The 16536-nt window shown below is 40.1% G+C and carries 17 protein-coding genes; 10 read left to right on the forward strand and 7 right to left on the reverse strand.

Annotation, left to right across the window (positions count from 1 at the left end; translation table 11 throughout):
- Positions 1-54 precede the first annotated feature (54 nt).
- Genes G9371_RS05735 through truA form a run of 4 tightly spaced genes read left to right on the forward strand, consistent with a single transcriptional unit; the run spans position 55 to position 4583 of the window.
- The gene (locus G9371_RS05735) at positions 55-1419 is read left to right on the forward strand and encodes a FimV family protein (RefSeq protein ID WP_029423684.1); all 1365 of its coding nucleotides are present in this window, start codon (positions 55-57) and stop codon (positions 1417-1419) included.
- 59 nt (positions 1420-1478) lie between these two features.
- Positions 1479-2741, forward strand: a complete 1263-nt coding sequence (locus G9371_RS05740) for a hypothetical protein (RefSeq protein ID WP_029423685.1) — start codon at positions 1479-1481, stop codon at positions 2739-2741.
- 58 nt (positions 2742-2799) lie between these two features.
- Positions 2800-3771 carry an asparaginase gene (locus tag G9371_RS05745; RefSeq protein WP_029423686.1) on the forward strand — a complete coding sequence of 324 codons (972 nt, stop codon included), beginning with the start codon at positions 2800-2802 and terminating at the stop codon, positions 3769-3771.
- 14 nt (positions 3772-3785) lie between these two features.
- Positions 3786-4583, forward strand: coding sequence for a tRNA pseudouridine(38-40) synthase TruA (gene truA / locus G9371_RS05750; RefSeq protein WP_001190102.1), 798 nt, complete (start codon positions 3786-3788; stop codon positions 4581-4583).
- Between the two features lie 19 nt (positions 4584-4602).
- Here the strand turns inward: truA and G9371_RS05755 are convergent, their stop codons facing one another.
- Complete coding sequence (locus G9371_RS05755) at positions 4603-5613, reverse strand: AraC family transcriptional regulator (RefSeq protein ID WP_002009591.1); 1011 nt, start codon at positions 5611-5613, stop codon at positions 4603-4605.
- Positions 5614-5877: 264 nt separating this feature from the next.
- Here G9371_RS05755 and infA point away from each other — a divergent pair, with 264 nt between their 5' ends.
- Complete coding sequence (gene infA, locus G9371_RS05760) at positions 5878-6099, forward strand: translation initiation factor IF-1 (RefSeq protein WP_001284370.1); 222 nt, start codon at positions 5878-5880, stop codon at positions 6097-6099.
- 51 nt (positions 6100-6150) lie between these two features.
- Here infA and G9371_RS05765 read toward each other — a convergent pair whose 3' ends face one another.
- Positions 6151-6519 (reverse strand): lysozyme inhibitor LprI family protein, encoded by a 369-nt coding sequence (locus G9371_RS05765; RefSeq protein WP_029423687.1) that lies wholly within the window; start codon positions 6517-6519, stop codon positions 6151-6153.
- Positions 6520-6688: 169 nt separating this feature from the next.
- On the opposite strand from G9371_RS05765, the gene G9371_RS05770 reads away from it, so the two are divergent.
- Positions 6689-7096 carry a hypothetical protein gene (locus tag G9371_RS05770; RefSeq protein WP_032009057.1) on the forward strand — a complete coding sequence of 136 codons (408 nt, stop codon included), beginning with the start codon at positions 6689-6691 and terminating at the stop codon, positions 7094-7096.
- 53 nt (positions 7097-7149) lie between these two features.
- On the opposite strand, the gene leuB is transcribed toward G9371_RS05770, so the two are convergent.
- The 4 genes from leuB to leuC form a co-directional block, all read right to left on the reverse strand.
- On the reverse strand, positions 7150-8229 hold the full coding sequence (gene leuB / locus G9371_RS05775) for a 3-isopropylmalate dehydrogenase (protein WP_000043186.1): 1080 nt from the start codon (positions 8227-8229) through the stop codon (positions 7150-7152).
- A gap of 31 nt (positions 8230-8260) precedes the next feature.
- Positions 8261-8851: a hypothetical protein gene (locus tag G9371_RS05780; RefSeq protein ID WP_001984507.1), complete on the reverse strand. Its 591-nt coding sequence runs from the start codon at positions 8849-8851 to the stop codon at positions 8261-8263.
- A gap of 112 nt (positions 8852-8963) precedes the next feature.
- Positions 8964-9611, reverse strand: a complete 648-nt coding sequence (gene leuD, locus G9371_RS05785; protein ID WP_000649453.1) for a 3-isopropylmalate dehydratase small subunit — start codon at positions 9609-9611, stop codon at positions 8964-8966.
- Between the two features lie 18 nt (positions 9612-9629).
- Positions 9630-11048: a 3-isopropylmalate dehydratase large subunit gene (leuC, locus tag G9371_RS05790; RefSeq protein ID WP_029423689.1), complete on the reverse strand. Its 1419-nt coding sequence runs from the start codon at positions 11046-11048 to the stop codon at positions 9630-9632.
- A gap of 237 nt (positions 11049-11285) precedes the next feature.
- On the opposite strand from leuC, the gene G9371_RS05795 reads away from it, so the two are divergent.
- Both G9371_RS05795 and G9371_RS05800 read left to right on the forward strand, forming a co-directional pair.
- Positions 11286-11540: a DUF2061 domain-containing protein gene (locus tag G9371_RS05795; RefSeq protein ID WP_000244900.1), complete on the forward strand. Its 255-nt coding sequence runs from the start codon at positions 11286-11288 to the stop codon at positions 11538-11540.
- Between the two features lie 117 nt (positions 11541-11657).
- Positions 11658-12518, forward strand: coding sequence for a LysR family transcriptional regulator (locus tag G9371_RS05800; RefSeq protein ID WP_001046500.1), 861 nt, complete (start codon positions 11658-11660; stop codon positions 12516-12518).
- 4 nt (positions 12519-12522) lie between these two features.
- On the opposite strand, the gene G9371_RS05805 is transcribed toward G9371_RS05800, so the two are convergent.
- Positions 12523-13173, reverse strand: a complete 651-nt coding sequence (locus tag G9371_RS05805; RefSeq protein ID WP_000761586.1) for an HAD family hydrolase — start codon at positions 13171-13173, stop codon at positions 12523-12525.
- 182 nt (positions 13174-13355) lie between these two features.
- On the opposite strand from G9371_RS05805, the gene G9371_RS05810 reads away from it, so the two are divergent.
- Both G9371_RS05810 and ptsP read left to right on the forward strand, forming a co-directional pair.
- A complete protein-coding gene (locus G9371_RS05810) occupies positions 13356-13841 on the forward strand; it encodes an RNA pyrophosphohydrolase (protein ID WP_000567254.1) in 486 nt (161 codons plus the stop codon).
- A gap of 84 nt (positions 13842-13925) precedes the next feature.
- Positions 13926-16220 carry a phosphoenolpyruvate--protein phosphotransferase gene (gene ptsP / locus G9371_RS05815; protein ID WP_000069129.1) on the forward strand — a complete coding sequence of 765 codons (2295 nt, stop codon included), beginning with the start codon at positions 13926-13928 and terminating at the stop codon, positions 16218-16220.
- Positions 16221-16536 lie beyond the last annotated feature (316 nt).

Here is a 16536-nt window from a genome sequence, read left to right on the forward strand (position 1 = left end):
TCCATTATTGTATAATTTTGAACGACTTTACGACTGATCAGGTCATGGATTGAGATGACTGCATATAACAAATTAAAAATTGCCATTTTCACCATTATGTCTTCGCCTTCTCTTTATGCGATTACATTAGATCCTATTCAAATTCAATCTGCACCTGGGGAATTACTTTATGCAGAAATGAATTTTCAGCAAGCAGATCCTAATACCCCATTGCAAGTCAGTTTGGCCACTCAAGATGATCTCAATGGTTTGGGAGTAACTCATCAACCTCCGGGTAACCTAAACTTTTATACACGCCAAAATGGTCAGGGTTCTGGCGTTATTGTGATTACCTCATCGCGTCCTATTATCGATCCTGAACTGAATATTGTCGTAAAAGTCAGTGAAGGTAACGCAACCCGTCTTCAACATATTAAAACCGTTTTAAAGCCATCGCCTATAAAAAAAGCCGCCATGAACGAAAGTCTACTTTCACCGCAATTTATCGTAAATGAAAAAGATATCGCATTAAATTTGCCTGAAAGTACTCAGTACACACCTACTGAAAATACATCAACGGTGGCAGAAACCACAAGTAATGAACATAATCTAAATATTAGCACTGGAACTGCTCCAGCTTTGAATAGTTCTAGCCCTGCTCCTGTGGCTCCTTTTACCGAAAAACCTTCGACTCAAACACTTCAGCCAACTATAGCTACAATGAATACCGAATCATCGGCTGTAGAGAAACAGCCTTCGACTTCACTCAAATCAAGTGATGGCAATCAAACAACTACCGTCAAAAAAGCAGCGCAATCTAAAACTGCCCATCAAAAAAATGTATTAAGTAAAAATACACCGAAAAAGCAAAAAATTAGCGCTTATAAAGGCCCGGCACCTACTGGTAAATATGTCGTACAACGTAACGAGTCTTTATGGAGTATTGCCAATCGTATTGCAGCACAGACCAAACAACCTGTGGCTAAAGTCATGCGAGATATCCAAGCACAAAACCGACATGCTTTTATTCAAGGTGATGTAAACCGTTTACGTCAGGGAAGTTCGCTAAACTTAACAACAAATACAACTAAAGCTTCCCATTTAAAACCTAAATCGAGTGAAGCTCACTTGGCAAAACCCTCTTCTGGCAGAGCTAAATATCGTTTACAACAAGCTGAAATGAGCATTGTGGCAGAGAACAGCCCAAATTCTGCTCATGGAAGTGCAAAAAAGAGCACACAACAAAGTCAAAACAATACTGAGTTAGCAGTAAAAGTTATGACAACTCGCAAAAAAACCGTTACATTACAAAGGAATGTAACCAAACTAAATCAAACTTTAAGTTTAAAAGACCAACGTATTCAACTCTTGAATGCGCGTTTGGCAGAGTTACAACAGCAATTACAGGCACAGCAACAAACTCACAAGCAAAAACATTAAGTTAAAACCAGAGTTAGCACGCTTTATATTGCAAATATTTATTTTTTAAGGGGAAAGTAATGTTATATGTGATTCCGTTTATCATATTACTCGTGGTCGCCGTTATTTTAAAAAAACGCGAGAATAGTCAAAAACAAGAGGCCACTTCCCCAAAAAATATAAATAGAAAATCCGGCAAAAAAGCGAGTGCTAAATCAAGCAAAAGTTCGCGTGAAAAAACCAAAGCCAAGGTCATTGAGGAAAATACTCCTGCTATCCCTCAAAGTAATCCTGTACCGGAAGCTTTACGACACAATATTCAACAGCTCATTCAAGAAAAACAGTTTTCAGCAGCTGAAGCTCAAGTCAATCAGGCGCTAAAAAAAGATAATACTCAACATGAACTGTATTTATTACTTCTTGAAATTCATATTGCTCAGAAAGATGAATTTGCAATTCAACAGTTGATTAGCCATATTCGTAGCTTAGGTTTAAATGAAATAGCAGCTCAAGCAGAAACTCGACAAAAAGAATATGAATCATCCAGACAACCTGATGCTATTGATTTCCCTCAAGCTCAAACATATGAAGAACCGAAAAACACAGATACAACGGCTCAGTTCGATGAATTAACAACAAGTTCTTCCGAGGCTTCTTTTGATGACCTACAGAAAGACTATACGCCTGTAAAACAAGAACCTGCTGTTGAAATTGAACTTTTAGAGTTTAACTTTTCATTCGAACAGACTTCGACTACGGAAAATACCAACCAACCGGCACAACAACCTGAATTATCATCCACTCAAGAAACAAATGAGCTGGCCGATTTAGAGTTTTCTTTTGACTTGGCACCTCTGCATGAAACTGAGGAAAAATCTCAAGCAGTAGAGGTAAAAGCAGACCAAGAAAATAGCATCAATGCATTAGATTTTAACCTTGACTTAAATCCTTCAAGTTCAGAGACGAAATCTGTTGAACACGCTCCATCATTAGATGAAATTAAGCTCATAGAACAAACTCCATTAGAAGCGACTTCTATCGCACCTCTTGAGTTTTCGTTAGATGAGCCTGCCTTAGTTCCAGCACCAGAGCTTAAAACTCAAAACCATATAGATGTAGTAAATGAAGCAGCCACTCAAACCCAAATAGAGGATCCGCTTTTAGAAGCTTTTCCAGAATTAAAACAAATAAATGAAAATGAACTCGATTTAAAATTGGCTGAACAATACATTAAGTTTGGAGCGAACCAAGCAGCGCGTAATTTACTACAGGGTGATGAGCAAAAATTCAACACAGAACAACAACAACATGCGAAAAACCTACTTAATCGCATAGCTTCTTAGAACTGTTCGATTTACCATAAGCAGTCAGAGATGACTGCTTTTTTATGCCTGCAAAAAGATGAAAAAAATAGCTTTATTTTATATGGGTGGTACTTTTGGTTGCATTGGTGAACCTTTAGCTCCTATGCCTTATGACCAATTCCTACCTCAACTTGAGAAAGTGATTCCCCCACACTTAACAGTTGATTGCTTTGCTGCGCCCAATATTGTCGATAGCAGTGCATGTACAGCACCTGACTGGTTACGCCTAATTCAACGCATACAACAGCTACAACTAGAAGACTATCAGCATTTTGTTGTGATTCATGGTACAGATACGCTCAGTTATGCAGCTGCGACTTTAGCCCGCTTTTTAGGGCAAAGCTGTCATATTGTGATTACTGGTAGCCAATACCCGTTACTCAATATTCAAGGTGATAACACCCGTGAATTTACTGATGCAATCGAAAACTTATATCTTGCATTAGAGCAGGTTATCGCACTTCCGGTTGGTGCTTATCTCGCATTCCACCATCAAGTATTTCACGCACAAACTGCATTAAAAACGCATACCACTGAACTCGATGCATTTTCAGGGTTAAGTAGTAACGTTGAGTTTACGCCTCAGCAAAATGAATTGATCGTACAAGATGCTCAAATTGAAAAAGCTGCTTCCTTTCAGATTTTAAACTGGATGATGCAACCGATTGCAACACAGCATTTAGTACAACAATTACGTCACTTACTTCCTGCCCCACCACACTTTTTAGTGTTGCAAGGTTTCGGTACAGGTAATATCGCCGTAAACGATGAGTTTTTGGCAACATTAGATGAACTCTATACTCGTGGATGTGTACCAATTTTGGCGACACAAGTCACTTTTGGAAGTATTGACCAACGTTATGCAATTAGTGCTTGGGCCAAAACTGCAAAAATTGTCATTAATGATACCCATAGCCATGCAGATCTCTATGCAAAAGCACTTCAAATCTATTTAAAATACCCAACCCCAGAACAATGGTTGAACCATTGGAATGAAAATCTGCATTAAATAGAGGTGAAGCCATGCAACGTTATGCGGTCGGTATTGAATTTAGTGGTATTCAATATCGAGGTTGGCAAACACAACAGCCAGGCGTTGCCAGCGTTCAGGAAACCATAGAGCGTGTACTCAGCAAAATCGCGGATGAACCGATCACACTTCACGGTGCTGGTCGAACAGATGCAGGAGTACACGCAACAAATATGGTGGCTCATTTTGACACTAATGCGATTCGTCCAGAGCGTGGATGGATCATGGGAGCAAATAGCCAACTTCCTAAGGATATTTCAATTCAGTGGATTAAACAGATGGATGAAGAGTTCCATGCACGTTTTAAAGCCACTGCTCGTCGCTACCGCTATGTTGTATATAACGCTCCACATCGCCCTGCACTTTTACATAAACAAGTCACGCATATTTATCAAAAATTAGACGTGCAAAAAATGATTAAAGCTGCCAGCAAATTTGAAGGTACGCATAACTTTGAAACCTTCCGTGCAGCAGCCTGCCAGTCAAATCAACCTGTACGACATGTAAAGCATTGCCGTTTGTTTGAACATGGACGTTATTTGGTTTTAGATATTCAAGCTGATGGCTTTTTACATCATATGGTTCGAAACATTATGGGTTGCTTACTTGAAATTGGGCAAGGCATGTATGAAATCGACCATATTGATACAATGTTCGCAGCCGAAGATCGTAAGGCAGCAGGAATTACCGCCCCACCCGATGGTCTCTATTTTATTCAATGTTATTATCCCGAGCAGTTTGACTTACCACAACCACCGCTCGGGCCACATTGGTTAAACCTACCTGAGTAGGCTTAACCAATTTTTAGTTCTAACGGTGTTGCTTACGCTTACGGTACTCAACTGGTGTTTCATTGGTCCAGCGCTTAAACGCGCGGTAGAATGTACTCGGTTCAGAAAAACCAGTTAAATACACAATACGCTCAACACTCTCATTAGTGTTAGCTAAAAGTTTTTTAGCTAAACGACAACGGTAGTCAGAAAGTATTTGCTGGAAGCTGGTATTTGCTTCACTTAACTGCGTCCGTAAACGACGCGGCGTAATATTTAATTGTGCCGCTACGGTTTCTAGCGTCGTTTCTCCACTTTCAAGTGTCGAACCAATCGCACGACGGACCTCACCCACTAAATCATAACGGGCAAGTTCTTGTAACTTTTCAATTGCCAATTGTTCATGCAATTGAAGTAATTCAGGCTCTGCCTGCCAAAGCTGAAAATCTAAAATGGCAGGGTCAAAATATAGCCGTGTTTCTTTCTGCCCTAAGCTTACCGGACAGCCATAGACGCGGAAGTATTCATCTTCAGAAGCACCTTCACTGAAATTAAAATCAATGAAGATCGGATGAAACTGGCCTTCGGTAATAAATTTGAAGAATCTGAGCACACCTGAAATCGCACATTCTGAAAAATGACGATTAACAAGGTTGTCTGCCCCTACCTGCTCACCATTGGTCAAATAGCAGCGTCCATCTTCAACCACCAGTTTTGCATCAAATGCATCACTAATGAGACGCTGGTAAGCCAAAGCTCGCTTAAGCCCTTCACCAAAAGTTTCACTACTAATAAATAAATGTTCAATCACCTGACCACGGTACAAAGGTAAATGCTCACCTAAATGCAAACCGATGTCTGGATCTTTACTGACTTCTTGAGCAGCAGTCCAAAAGGCATACTGCGCACTTAACGGAGTACGTGCGTTTGTATCGACCTGATTTAAAGCGACTCCCGCTTTAGTTAATATTTCTTCTGTTGGCAATCCTGCACGACGAATTGCTTGATAGCCAAAACGTAATACAACTGATGCATCTGTTAGCTGACCCACGCAGTGCCCTTCCATGTAGATACTTCATTGATACTTAGGAGCTGTTGACTCTTTATGCATGAACAGTCCCTAATAACTATGATTTTAGATTAGCGTTGATTGACCAAACTGACAACAGAATTAGAGTTCTTTTGTGAAAAAAATTACATCTTTTTTTATTAGTCATACTTTAACCAGATGCTTTCACAAGAAGATGTCTATCTTGTTTTTTTTAAATAAATTGACTATAATTTGCGCCTTTCCAATTTGATCATCAGGTAGGCTATGGCCAATAAAGAGGAACTCATTGAGTTCGAAGGCGTTGTCACCGAAACGCTTCCTAATACGATGTTCCGTGTACGTCTTGAAAACGGTCACGAAGTTATTGCACACATTTCTGGTAAAATGCGTAAACACTATATTCGTATTCTTACTGGCGACAGTGTGAAAGTCGAAATGACTCCTTATGACTTAACCAAAGGTCGTATTACGTACCGTGCTCGCTAATTAGTGAATGCAAAAAAGCCACTTCATCATGTGGCTTTTTTATTGCGTTTTTTATTCACTTAATCGACTGGTTTTACATCCCACCGTTTGGCATTCACGCAATCTTTCTTGCAGCCAATGGTTTCTTTCTTGCGTTGTCTGTAAACGACACTGCACGTCTACGCTATTTCTATTAGAATCTGTACATTCAGCATCACGTTGGCGTATCCAAGCAAGCTGCGACTTCTTAAGCGTATTTCTTTGTGCTGTATTTAATTTCGCTCTTAATGCCTGATAATTCTTATTCAGGTCTGCATCAGCGCTCGCATAGATTTTATTGGTACAGTAAATATCATCGTAAGTATTACGAGCATTATCACAGTTATCAGCATAGGCCGTGGTTATTCCGAAACACAAAAAGGCAAAAACTATTTTTTTCATACTCTTCTTCCTTAAGTTTTGGGCAATTATTATTAGTCTGTAAATATAAGAATAAGTCTAAAGGCAAACTCACCTTCTATTTATCATAATCCTGCTTTTTTACTTTACAAGTTAGCAAATCCAACCTATTGTTCTTTAATGATAAATATAATTCTATATAGAGAAAAAAATGAATATATCTACCTTATGTCAAATGAGTTTGCTTTCATTCATGCTGTTAAATATTAATGGCTGTGCTAGTCATCCGCGCCAATCTGTAGATTTGCAAGAATATTTAAAAAATTTTATAGGCAAATCATCTACAACGATTCAGCAAGACCTCAACTTACGGAGTCTTGGCTTTCAAGTCGCCCGCACACCACAAAAAACTTCTGATCAACTTATTTATACAATTTTACGGCCCTTAAACATCCCAATTCCGATAGTGAGTAATGTTGATATGAGAGGTGGTTCTGTTCCCATACAATCAGGTAATTTGAGCGGCAACTCTTATGATATTAACTTTAATTGCAAGGTTATTTTTAAGCTCAAAAATGACATTGCCGAATCTATTCAATACGAAGGTAAAGCTTGCTAAACACAACCATAAAAAAACGCAGCTTTAAGCTGCGTTTTTTAGCAAAGTAGCGATTAAGCAAGAGCAGCAACAACTGCTTCACCCATCTCGGCTGTACCAACTTTAGTCATGCCTTCAGACATAATATCAGCTGTACGTAAACCTTGATCAAGTACTTGCCCTACTGCATCTTCAATTGCTTTAGCAGCAGCTTCTTCACGGAAGGTATAACGAAGCATCATCGCAACTGAAAGAATGGTTGCCAACGGGTTTGCAACGTTTTGCCCTGCAATATCAGGCGCTGAACCATGACAAGGTTCATACATGCCTTTGCCATTTTCATCTAAAGAAGCCGATGGCAACATACCAATTGAGCCGGTAAGCATTGCTGCTTCATCAGACAAAATATCGCCAAACAAGTTACCTGTCACGATTACATCAAACTGTTTAGGCGCACGTACAAGCTGCATGGCAGCATTGTCCACATACATATGTGAAAGCTGAATATTTGGATAATTGGCTTGCTGTAAATCTGTGACCGTTTGCTTCCAAAGCTCTGTTACTTCTAAAACATTGGCTTTATCTACAGAACACACTTTACCGCCACGTAATCCTGCAAGTTCAAAAGCAACTTTTGCAATACGCTTAATTTCGCTTTCAGAATAAACGTCAGTGTTATAGCCCTGTTTCTCACCATTTTCGAGTTCACGAATACCACGTGGTTGACCAAAATAGATACCACCTGTCAATTCACGAACGATCAAAATATCTAAACCAGCAACTATCTCAGGTTTTAAGCTAGAAGCATCGGCTAATTGTGGATATAAGATTGCTGGGCGCAAATTAGCAAATAAGTTAAGTTCACTACGAATTTTTAAAAGACCGCGTTCAGGACGGATAGAACGTTCAATAGTGTCCCACTTTGGTCCGCCAACAGCACCTAATAAAATGGCATCAGCCTTCTTTGCTTGCTCGCTAGTTACGGCTGGATACGGCTCTCCATGAGCATCAATCGCTGCACCACCTAACAAGCCATGTTCCCAAGTCAACGACAAATTAAATTTTTCATTTACTTTATTTAATACTTTTTCTGCTGCCCCAACAATTTCAGGACCAATCCCATCGCCAGCCAAAATTAAAATCTGTTTAGACATGAAGTTTTCCATTTTCAAAGACAAGACAGCGTTATGACTGCCGTGGTGTTAGTTTTTTCTGTTCGAGAAATTCACCTAGTCCTGTGGTGACATCAAATGGTCGACAAAAACGGCGAATTACCCGCCCATCCTGCTCTAAGTCAACACATAATGGATCTGGTACAGAAACATTCAGCAAACTACCCGAACGGTTAGATTTGTCTCGGTACATTTTAAACATATAGCGATGGTTAGCTTTGAATTGGTGAATAACATGAATCGTTTCAGCCCGATCTGGAGAAATCGGATAGTAACGAATCACCACTTCATATTGTTTGGCAGGCACAGATAGATACAAACTATTGCTTTGACTTAACACCGAACCATTTAATCTCACAATTCCTTGATGAATTGCCTGATTACTAATACGACGTGTCTGTGCATCAACAACAGTAATATCATTTAGCCGTTCAAATTCGCAACTTTTTGCGCCCGAACAATATATTGCTGCATTCTGCCCCAAATTTTCTTGTTCAGCCTGCTTAATACGAACAGTATCCACTACATTGTAAGTGCTCTGACAAGCACTTAGTGTTATCGCGCACAGGCTCAACAAAAAGCTATGAGTAACGTTCCTCTTCATTGTTCAAGCCCAATCCTCATCTAGTGCATAATTTTAAGCTGTTGTTATGCTTTAGCATGTTAGCAAGAGTTTGAACACGACGCCATGACTATGTTTAAAATGTACCAAAAGGTTAATTTATCTCTTGGAATACCCAAGGACGAACCTGTTTAGTTTTTTCTTCATAAGCGCGAATTGCGTCCGCATTTTGAAGTGTCAAGCCAATATCATCCAAACCATTTAACAAGCAATGCTTACGAAATGGATCCACTTCGAATTTAAATGCTTCGCCAGTTGGTGTACGAACTTCTTGCGCAGCCAAATCAATTGTTAATTGATATCCTTCTTGCGCAGCACATTCCTTAAATAACTGATCAACAGTGTCTTCAGGCAAAATGACTGGCAACATACCGTTTTTAAAACAGTTATTAAAGAAAATATCAGCAAAGCTTGGCGCAATAACAGTGCGGAAACCATATTCATTTAATGCCCAAGGCGCATGCTCACGGCTTGAACCACAACCAAAGTTAGTACGAGCAATTAAAACGGTTGCACCTTGATAGCGAGGCTGATTTAAAACGAAATCCGGATTTTTTGGACGTACTGAATTGTCTTGTCCTGGATAGCCTTCGTCTAAATAACGAAGTTCATCAAATAAGTTGTCGCCAAACCCAGTACGTTTAATCGATTTTAAAAACTGTTTTGGAATAATTAAATCTGTATCAACATTGGCACGATCTAATGGTGCAACGATACCTTGTTCAACTGTATAAGCTTTCATGGTTTGCTCCAGACCGAATTAAAATGAACGAACGTCAACAAAATGACCTGCAATCGCAGCCGCTGCGGCCATTGCCGGACTGACCAAGTGAGTACGACCACCATTACCCTGACGACCTTCAAAGTTACGGTTCGAGGTTGATGCACAATGCTCACCTGGTTGTAACTTGTCTGCGTTCATTGCTAAACACATTGAACAACCCGGCTCACGCCATTCAAAGCCAGCTTCCAAGAAAATTTTATCCAAGCCTTCTTTTTCAGCTTGTTGTTTGACTAAACCAGAACCCGGAACAATCATGGCTTGCTTAATGGTAGACGCCACTTTACGGCCTTTAACTACTTCAGCAGCAGCACGAATATCTTCAATACGTGAATTCGTACAAGAACCGATAAAGACACGATCAAGCTGAATATCAGCTAAAGCTTGTCCTGCATTTAAGCCCATATATTGATAAGCACGTGTCCAGTCATTGCGTTGTACGTCATCTTTCGCTTGTTCTAAAGTTGGTACAGCTTTTGAGACAGGAATTACCATCTCAGGTGAAGTGCCCCAAGACACTTGTGGTTCAATCTCTGCACCATTTAATTCAACGACTGCATCAAACACTGCATCTTCATCTGAATGCAAAGTGTCCCAGTAAGCAACGGCTTGTTCCCATTGTTCGCCTTTTGGTGCATAGCTACGGCCTTTTACGTATTCAATGGTTTTATCATCAACAGCAACCATACCCACACGAGCACCCGCTTCGATCGCCATGTTACATACCGTCATACGTCCTTCAATCGACATATCACGGAAAACCTGACCACCAAATTCGATTGCATAGCCTGTACCACCAGCGGTACCAATTTTACCAATAATGGCTAACACTACATCTTTTGGTGTTACACCTTTACCCAATACGCCATCGACGCGAACCAACATATTCTTAGACTTTTTCTGAACCAAACATTGTGTCGCTAACACATGTTCAACCTCAGATGTCCCAATACCATGTGCCAAGCAACCAAAAGCACCGTGAGTCGCTGTATGTGAGTCACCACACACCACCGTCATACCCGGCAAAGTTAAGCCCTGTTCAGGTCCAACAACATGCACAATTCCTTGGCGAATATCATTAATACCGAATTCAACGATATTAAATGCCTTACAGTTATCATCTAAGGTCTGAACCTGAATACGAGATGTATCATCTTCAATACCAGCGATGCCCTGATCGCGTTCTTTTTTAGAGGTTGGAACGTTGTGGTCTGGGGTAGCTACGTTTGCACTTAAACGCCATGGTTGACGACCAGCAAGTTGCAAACCTTCAAATGCTTGTGGACTTGTTACTTCATGCAATAAATGACGGTCGATATAAAGTAAGCACGAACCATCATCACGCTGAGTAACTACGTGGTCATCCCACAATTTGTCATATAAAGTTTTGCCTGCCATGTCGTCTTGCTCCATTGGACTGGGTAATTCTAATCTTTCTTCGATTATAGCCAGAGTTTTACATAAATCTAATTTATCATTTTTATAAATTAGAAAACTTTTAGGAATCATTCCTGAATGTTTTAATATCGGTCAAAATATATAAATCGGATTTGTTAATGATTATCATTTGCATAATCCATTTTTAATCTTATACTCTCATCTCTATACTAAAAATATTAAATACAGGTAGAGAGAATGGTTATGGCTAATATTCAAAAATTCGTTGTTAATAATCAACGTACATTAAAGAAAACCTTAAGTTACTACATAATGCATATTACGGTAGCCATGTTAGTTGCCTACTTTGTAACGGGTAATATTTGGATGGCTTTAACATTAAGTATGTTAGAACCAACAGTACAAGCTTTTGCATTTTTCTTTCATGAAAAAGTATGGGCAGCAAAAGACCGCCGTATATCAGCTTTAAGCGAAAACGAGACGACTGCTTAGATTAAGATTAATACGCTAAATCACAACTTTATAGAACGTTGAGCTGCAAGCATGATACGATTTTGGCTTGGCAACTTTAGCCTCTCTCGATTTTTCTATTCCAAGTAGAGTTGTATTATGAATCTTGCAGCCTTTGAAGCTTTTGTAAAAGTTATGGAAACAGGTTCGATCTCTGTGGCTGCGGATCAACTATTTATTACCCAACCTGCTGTCACTAAACGTATTCATAGCCTAGAAGAGTACTTTGGCGTAAAGCTATTTGAGTCGGCAGGCCGTGGGGTTCAAGCAACTCATGCTGCGCATTCATTATTACCAAAAGTTAAAAGCTGGTTAAATGAACTTCGAGATATTCACCACACGCTAAGTCATGAACAAACCCAAATACAAGGTCGTTTAAAAATCGGGACGAGTCATCACATCGGTTTGCATCACTTGCCTGCTCCGCTTAAACACTTTGTTCAGCAGTTTCCTCAAGTCACGCTAGACGTACATTTTGTTGATTCCGAACAAGCACACGAACAGGTACTTGCTGGCGATTTAGAGTTAGCTTTTTTAACACTCCCGCCCTCAGGTGATGAGCGTCTTAACTATATTACGATCTGGAATGATCCTTTAGTTTTTGTAGCTGCTCCATTTCATCCATTGGCTCAAAAAAAGAATTTAACCTTACAAGATTTAATTGAATATCCAAGTTTGCTGCCTGCCGCACAGACTTATACAGCTCAAATCACTTTAGCTGAGTTTGAAAAACAAGGCCTTAAACCGAAAATTACCATGAGCAATAACCCACTAGAGTCAATTCGTATGTTGGTTTCTATTGGTTTAGGTTGGTCAGTTTTACCAAAAACTCTGCTGAATCAAGATATGCAGCAGCTTGATTTAAATGTCGAGATGAACCGGCAGTTAGGCATGGTATGGCATCCTGCACGTACTCAATCTAGAGCCATGCAGGAACTAATTAAAATGATGCAGGAGTAGTCAATTAAATCGACCAGTCCTGAATTTCCCAGTTGTGCTCTTGAGCTAACTTTTCAAGGCGATCATCAGGGTTGACTGCAATCGCATGCGTTGCATATTCAAGTAAAAAACGGTCATTAATTGAATCTGAATAAGCCCATGACTCAGAAACGCTACGACCGTCCAGCCATGCTTCAAGACGTGCAAGTTTGCCCTTTTGATAACACGCTAAACCCGCCACTTTACCTGTATATTTACCATCAGCAACCTCGGCGTTAGTTGCTAAGATTTCAGTAATTCCAAATTCACGGAAAATCGGCGCAGTAATAAAATCACTTGTTGCTGTAATACCTACAATGGTATGGCCTAAATCTTGATGTTTTTTGATTGCATCAAAACCTTTTGGTCGCATTTGAGGACGGATCACTTTTTCCATAAATAACTGATGAAGCTCAGTTAAGTAGTTATTGTCATGCTTTGTTAGAAAGCCGAAAACAAACTCATTATAAGCATATGGATCTAGTTGCCCTGCTTTGTAGTCTTCATAAAATTTATCATTCATCTGACGATGATGAACCGGATCAACCAAACCTTCATTGACTAAAAATTCACCCCACGAGTGGTCTGAATCGGTATTTAACAAGGTATGGTCTAAATCAAACAACGCCAGTTTCATGAAAATTCTCGTTTAAACTGAAATTTAAGAAAAAAAATGTAAATCTATCTCCGCTAGTCGATAGAAATTCGTTAAGATCGTAACAATTTAAACATTTTACTTTGATCTTTTCGAGCTGGACATAAAAAAGTGTTTGTCCCCGTGATCGAAGTCAACGATATAGACAATATTTAGGTAGCCAAATGATCGACTCAGAAGGTTTCCGACCCAATGTCGGGATCATTTTGGCAAACGATGATGGACAGGTTTTATGGGCAAAGCGCATTGGTCACAATGCTTGGCAATTTCCACAAGGAGGCATCCAGTTTGGAGAAACCCCTGAACAGGCACTTTTTCGAGAACTGAGAGAAGAAATCGGCTTATTGCCCGAGCATGTCCAGATTATTGCGCAAACCAAAGGATGGCTGCGTTATCGTTTGCCACATCGGTATATTCGGTCAGACTCTGACCCCGTATGTATCGGACAGAAACAGAAATGGTTTTTACTGAAGTTAACTGCGCCTGCAAAAAACATTCAGTTAAACCTTGCCGACCCGCCTGAATTCGATGAATGGCAGTGGGTTAGCTATTGGTATCCTCTTGGTCAAGTGGTGAACTTCAAACGTGATGTTTACCGTAAAGCCATGGTGGAGTTGTGTACACAGTTGCCAGTGCAACAATTACCCTAAAAATCATTTATCTAGCAAATGATTTTTATTAAAAGTGCTGTTATAAATACATTCATAGTCTAAAAAATACTGGAGTATACATCCATGTCAAACATGCAACTCGACACTCTAAGACGCATTGTCCAAGAGATTAATGCGTCCGTGAGTTTGCATGAATCGTTAGACATTATGGTCAATCAGGTTGCTGAGGCCATGAAAGTGGATGTTTGCTCTATTTATTTACTCGATGAACGCAATCAACGTTATGTATTGATGGCCTCAAAAGGCTTAAATCCAGAATCTGTTGGGCATGTTTCATTGCAGTTAGGTGAAGGCTTGGTGGGTCTGGTTGGGCAACGTGAAGAAATTGTTAACCTTGACAATGCGCCAAAGCACGAACGCTTTTTGTATTTACCTGAAACGGGCGAAGAAATTTATAACTCATTCCTTGGCGTACCCGTCATGTATCGCCGTAAGGTTATGGGTGTTTTAGTTGTCCAAAATCGACTTCCTCAAGATTTTAGTGAAGCGGCCGAATCATTTTTAGTCACCTTATGTGCACAGCTCTCAGGTGTTATTGCACATGCGCATGCGGTTGGAAATATTGACGTATTTCGTAAGCCAAGCAATGGGCCTGCCTATAAGACCTTCCAAGGCGTTTCCGGTGCAGGTGGGGTGGCTTTAGGTCGCGCTATTATTTTATATCCGCCTGCCGACTTAGGTTCAGTACCTGACCGTGAAGCAGAAGATATCAGCGATGAACTCCGCATTTTAGATCAAGCTATTTCATCGGTACGTTCAGAGATTCGTTCTTTAGATGAAAAAATGCATGACTCGCTCATGGCAGAAGAACGGGCTTTGTTTAGCGTATTCTTAAGAATGCTAGATGAAAATGCCTTACCTGCAGAAATTAAAGAACTGATCCGTGATGGGCATTGGGCACAAGGTGCGGTGCGCCGTGTAATTGAAAAACACACTGCCCTATTTGCACAAATGGAGGACGATTATCTTCGTGAACGCGTTTCTGACCTTAAAGACTTAGGGCGACGTATTCTAGCGTACTTACAAGAAGAAGATTCGAGCCACCGTGAACTTAGCCCAGACAGTATTTTAATTGGTGAAGAAATTAGTACCGCTGCGCTAGTAGAATTACCAGTAGATAATATCGCAGCGATTGTGACGTCAGAAGGCGCAGCCAATTCGCATATGGTGATTGTTGCCCGTGCATTAGGGATTCCAACGGTGGTCGGCGTAACCGAACTGCCTGTAAATACGCTTGATGATGCAGAAATGATTGTGGATGCCTATCAGGGCCGTGTTTTTGTAAACCCTCCACGTCGTTTACGTCAACGTTATAAAGAAATTCAAAAAGAAGACGAGCAAATCGCAAAAGATCTCAAACAATATGAGACCAAAGAAGCGATTACACCAGACGGTGTCTCTGTTCAACTGTTTGTGAACACGGGCCTTATGATTGATGTAGTCCGCGGTGTACAACGTGGCGCTCAAGGTGTGGGTTTGTACCGTAGTGAAATTCCATTCATGTTACGGGAACGTTTCCCGGGTGAAGAAGAACAACGTGCCATCTATCGCCAACAATTGAGTCACTTTGCCAATAAGCCGGTAGTCATGCGTACCCTCGATATTGGTGCCGATAAAGACTTACCTTACTTCAGTATTGAAGAAGAGAACTCGGCATTAGGGTGGCGCGGTATTCGTTTCACGCTCGACCATCCGGAGATTTTCTCAGCACAAATCCGGGCAATGCTTAAAGCCAGTATTGGTTTAAATAATTTGCATATCCTATTGCCAATGGTAACGACAGTAAGTGAAGTCGAAGAAGTACTTTATTTACTTGAGCGTGACTGGATTGCAGTACAAGAAGAAGAACAAGTTAAAATTACCAAACCAAAAATCGGGATTATGGTTGAGGTACCGAGTGTACTGCTACAAATTGATGAGTTCGCCGAACTTGTCGATTTCTTCTCGGTTGGTTCAAATGACTTAACTCAATACTTACTTGCTGTGGACCGTAATAATCCGCATGTCGCAAACGTCTATTCACACTTCCATCCGTCTATTTTGCGGGCTTTAACTCGACTCGTGAAGGAATGTCATAAATACCAAAAACCAGTAAGTATTTGTGGTGAGATGGCGGGTGATCCGTTATCGGCAATCTTACTTATGGCCATGGGCTTTAACACCCTTTCGATGAGTTCAAGTAACATCTTGCGTGTCCGAAAAGCAATTTGCCATGTCCCAATGTCAGATGCCCAAAAGCTGCTTGATGATGTCATGAAAATGAATAATCCGCTTATTGTAAAAAGCTGGCTTGAGTACTACTTTAAAACTCATGGTCTAGCCGATATGGTTAAATCTAACCGCCTTGTAAGCGTATAAATACTTAAAAAGGAGAGTCAAAAGCTCTCCTTTTTCAATTCATCTATTTTTAAATTTTCTCTTTATTTTTAAGCTGCCACTTAGCGCACCCCTAATCTTTATTTTTCCAAAAATCGGTTTTACCAATTAATATGGACAATTTAATCCATTTGAAAAATAAACGATCAGATTCTAGTATATTTAAAGAACGAAATTGAAAGATATTGCGATGTTTCAATGATTAAGGAGCTCATGCCATGCGTCATTATTTGCAAAATTTGAACCATTTTCCCTCTTGTTTTTTAGCCTTCATGCAGTAAATTGAAGGAATAATAAA

The organism is Acinetobacter sp. EKM10A (assembly GCF_011075215.1).
GTDB lineage: Bacteria > Pseudomonadota > Gammaproteobacteria > Pseudomonadales > Moraxellaceae > Acinetobacter > Acinetobacter baumannii.

What these genes read in the sequence shown, in the direction of transcription:
- G9371_RS05735 (WP_029423684.1), top strand. Translation starts at nt 55, where the DNA reads ATGACTGCATATAACAAATTAAAAATTGCCATTTTCACCATTATGTCT.
- G9371_RS05740 (WP_029423685.1), top strand. Translation starts at nt 1,479, where the DNA reads ATGTTATATGTGATTCCGTTTATCATATTACTCGTGGTCGCCGTTATT.
- G9371_RS05745 (WP_029423686.1), top strand. Translation starts at nt 2,800, where the DNA reads ATGAAAAAAATAGCTTTATTTTATATGGGTGGTACTTTTGGTTGCATT.
- truA (WP_001190102.1), top strand. Translation starts at nt 3,786, where the DNA reads ATGCAACGTTATGCGGTCGGTATTGAATTTAGTGGTATTCAATATCGA.
- infA (WP_001284370.1), top strand. Translation starts at nt 5,878, where the DNA reads ATGGCCAATAAAGAGGAACTCATTGAGTTCGAAGGCGTTGTCACCGAA.
- G9371_RS05765 (WP_029423687.1), bottom strand. Translation starts at nt 6,519, where the DNA reads ATGAAAAAAATAGTTTTTGCCTTTTTGTGTTTCGGAATAACCACGGCC.
- G9371_RS05770 (WP_032009057.1), top strand. Translation starts at nt 6,689, where the DNA reads ATGAATATATCTACCTTATGTCAAATGAGTTTGCTTTCATTCATGCTG.
- leuB (WP_000043186.1), bottom strand. Translation starts at nt 8,229, where the DNA reads ATGTCTAAACAGATTTTAATTTTGGCTGGCGATGGGATTGGTCCTGAA.
- G9371_RS05780 (WP_001984507.1), bottom strand. Translation starts at nt 8,851, where the DNA reads ATGAAGAGGAACGTTACTCATAGCTTTTTGTTGAGCCTGTGCGCGATA.
- leuD (WP_000649453.1), bottom strand. Translation starts at nt 9,611, where the DNA reads ATGAAAGCTTATACAGTTGAACAAGGTATCGTTGCACCATTAGATCGT.
- leuC (WP_029423689.1), bottom strand. Translation starts at nt 11,048, where the DNA reads ATGGCAGGCAAAACTTTATATGACAAATTGTGGGATGACCACGTAGTT.
- G9371_RS05795 (WP_000244900.1), top strand. Translation starts at nt 11,286, where the DNA reads ATGGTTATGGCTAATATTCAAAAATTCGTTGTTAATAATCAACGTACA.
- G9371_RS05800 (WP_001046500.1), top strand. Translation starts at nt 11,658, where the DNA reads ATGAATCTTGCAGCCTTTGAAGCTTTTGTAAAAGTTATGGAAACAGGT.
- G9371_RS05805 (WP_000761586.1), bottom strand. Translation starts at nt 13,173, where the DNA reads ATGAAACTGGCGTTGTTTGATTTAGACCATACCTTGTTAAATACCGAT.
- G9371_RS05810 (WP_000567254.1), top strand. Translation starts at nt 13,356, where the DNA reads ATGATCGACTCAGAAGGTTTCCGACCCAATGTCGGGATCATTTTGGCA.
- ptsP (WP_000069129.1), top strand. Translation starts at nt 13,926, where the DNA reads ATGTCAAACATGCAACTCGACACTCTAAGACGCATTGTCCAAGAGATT.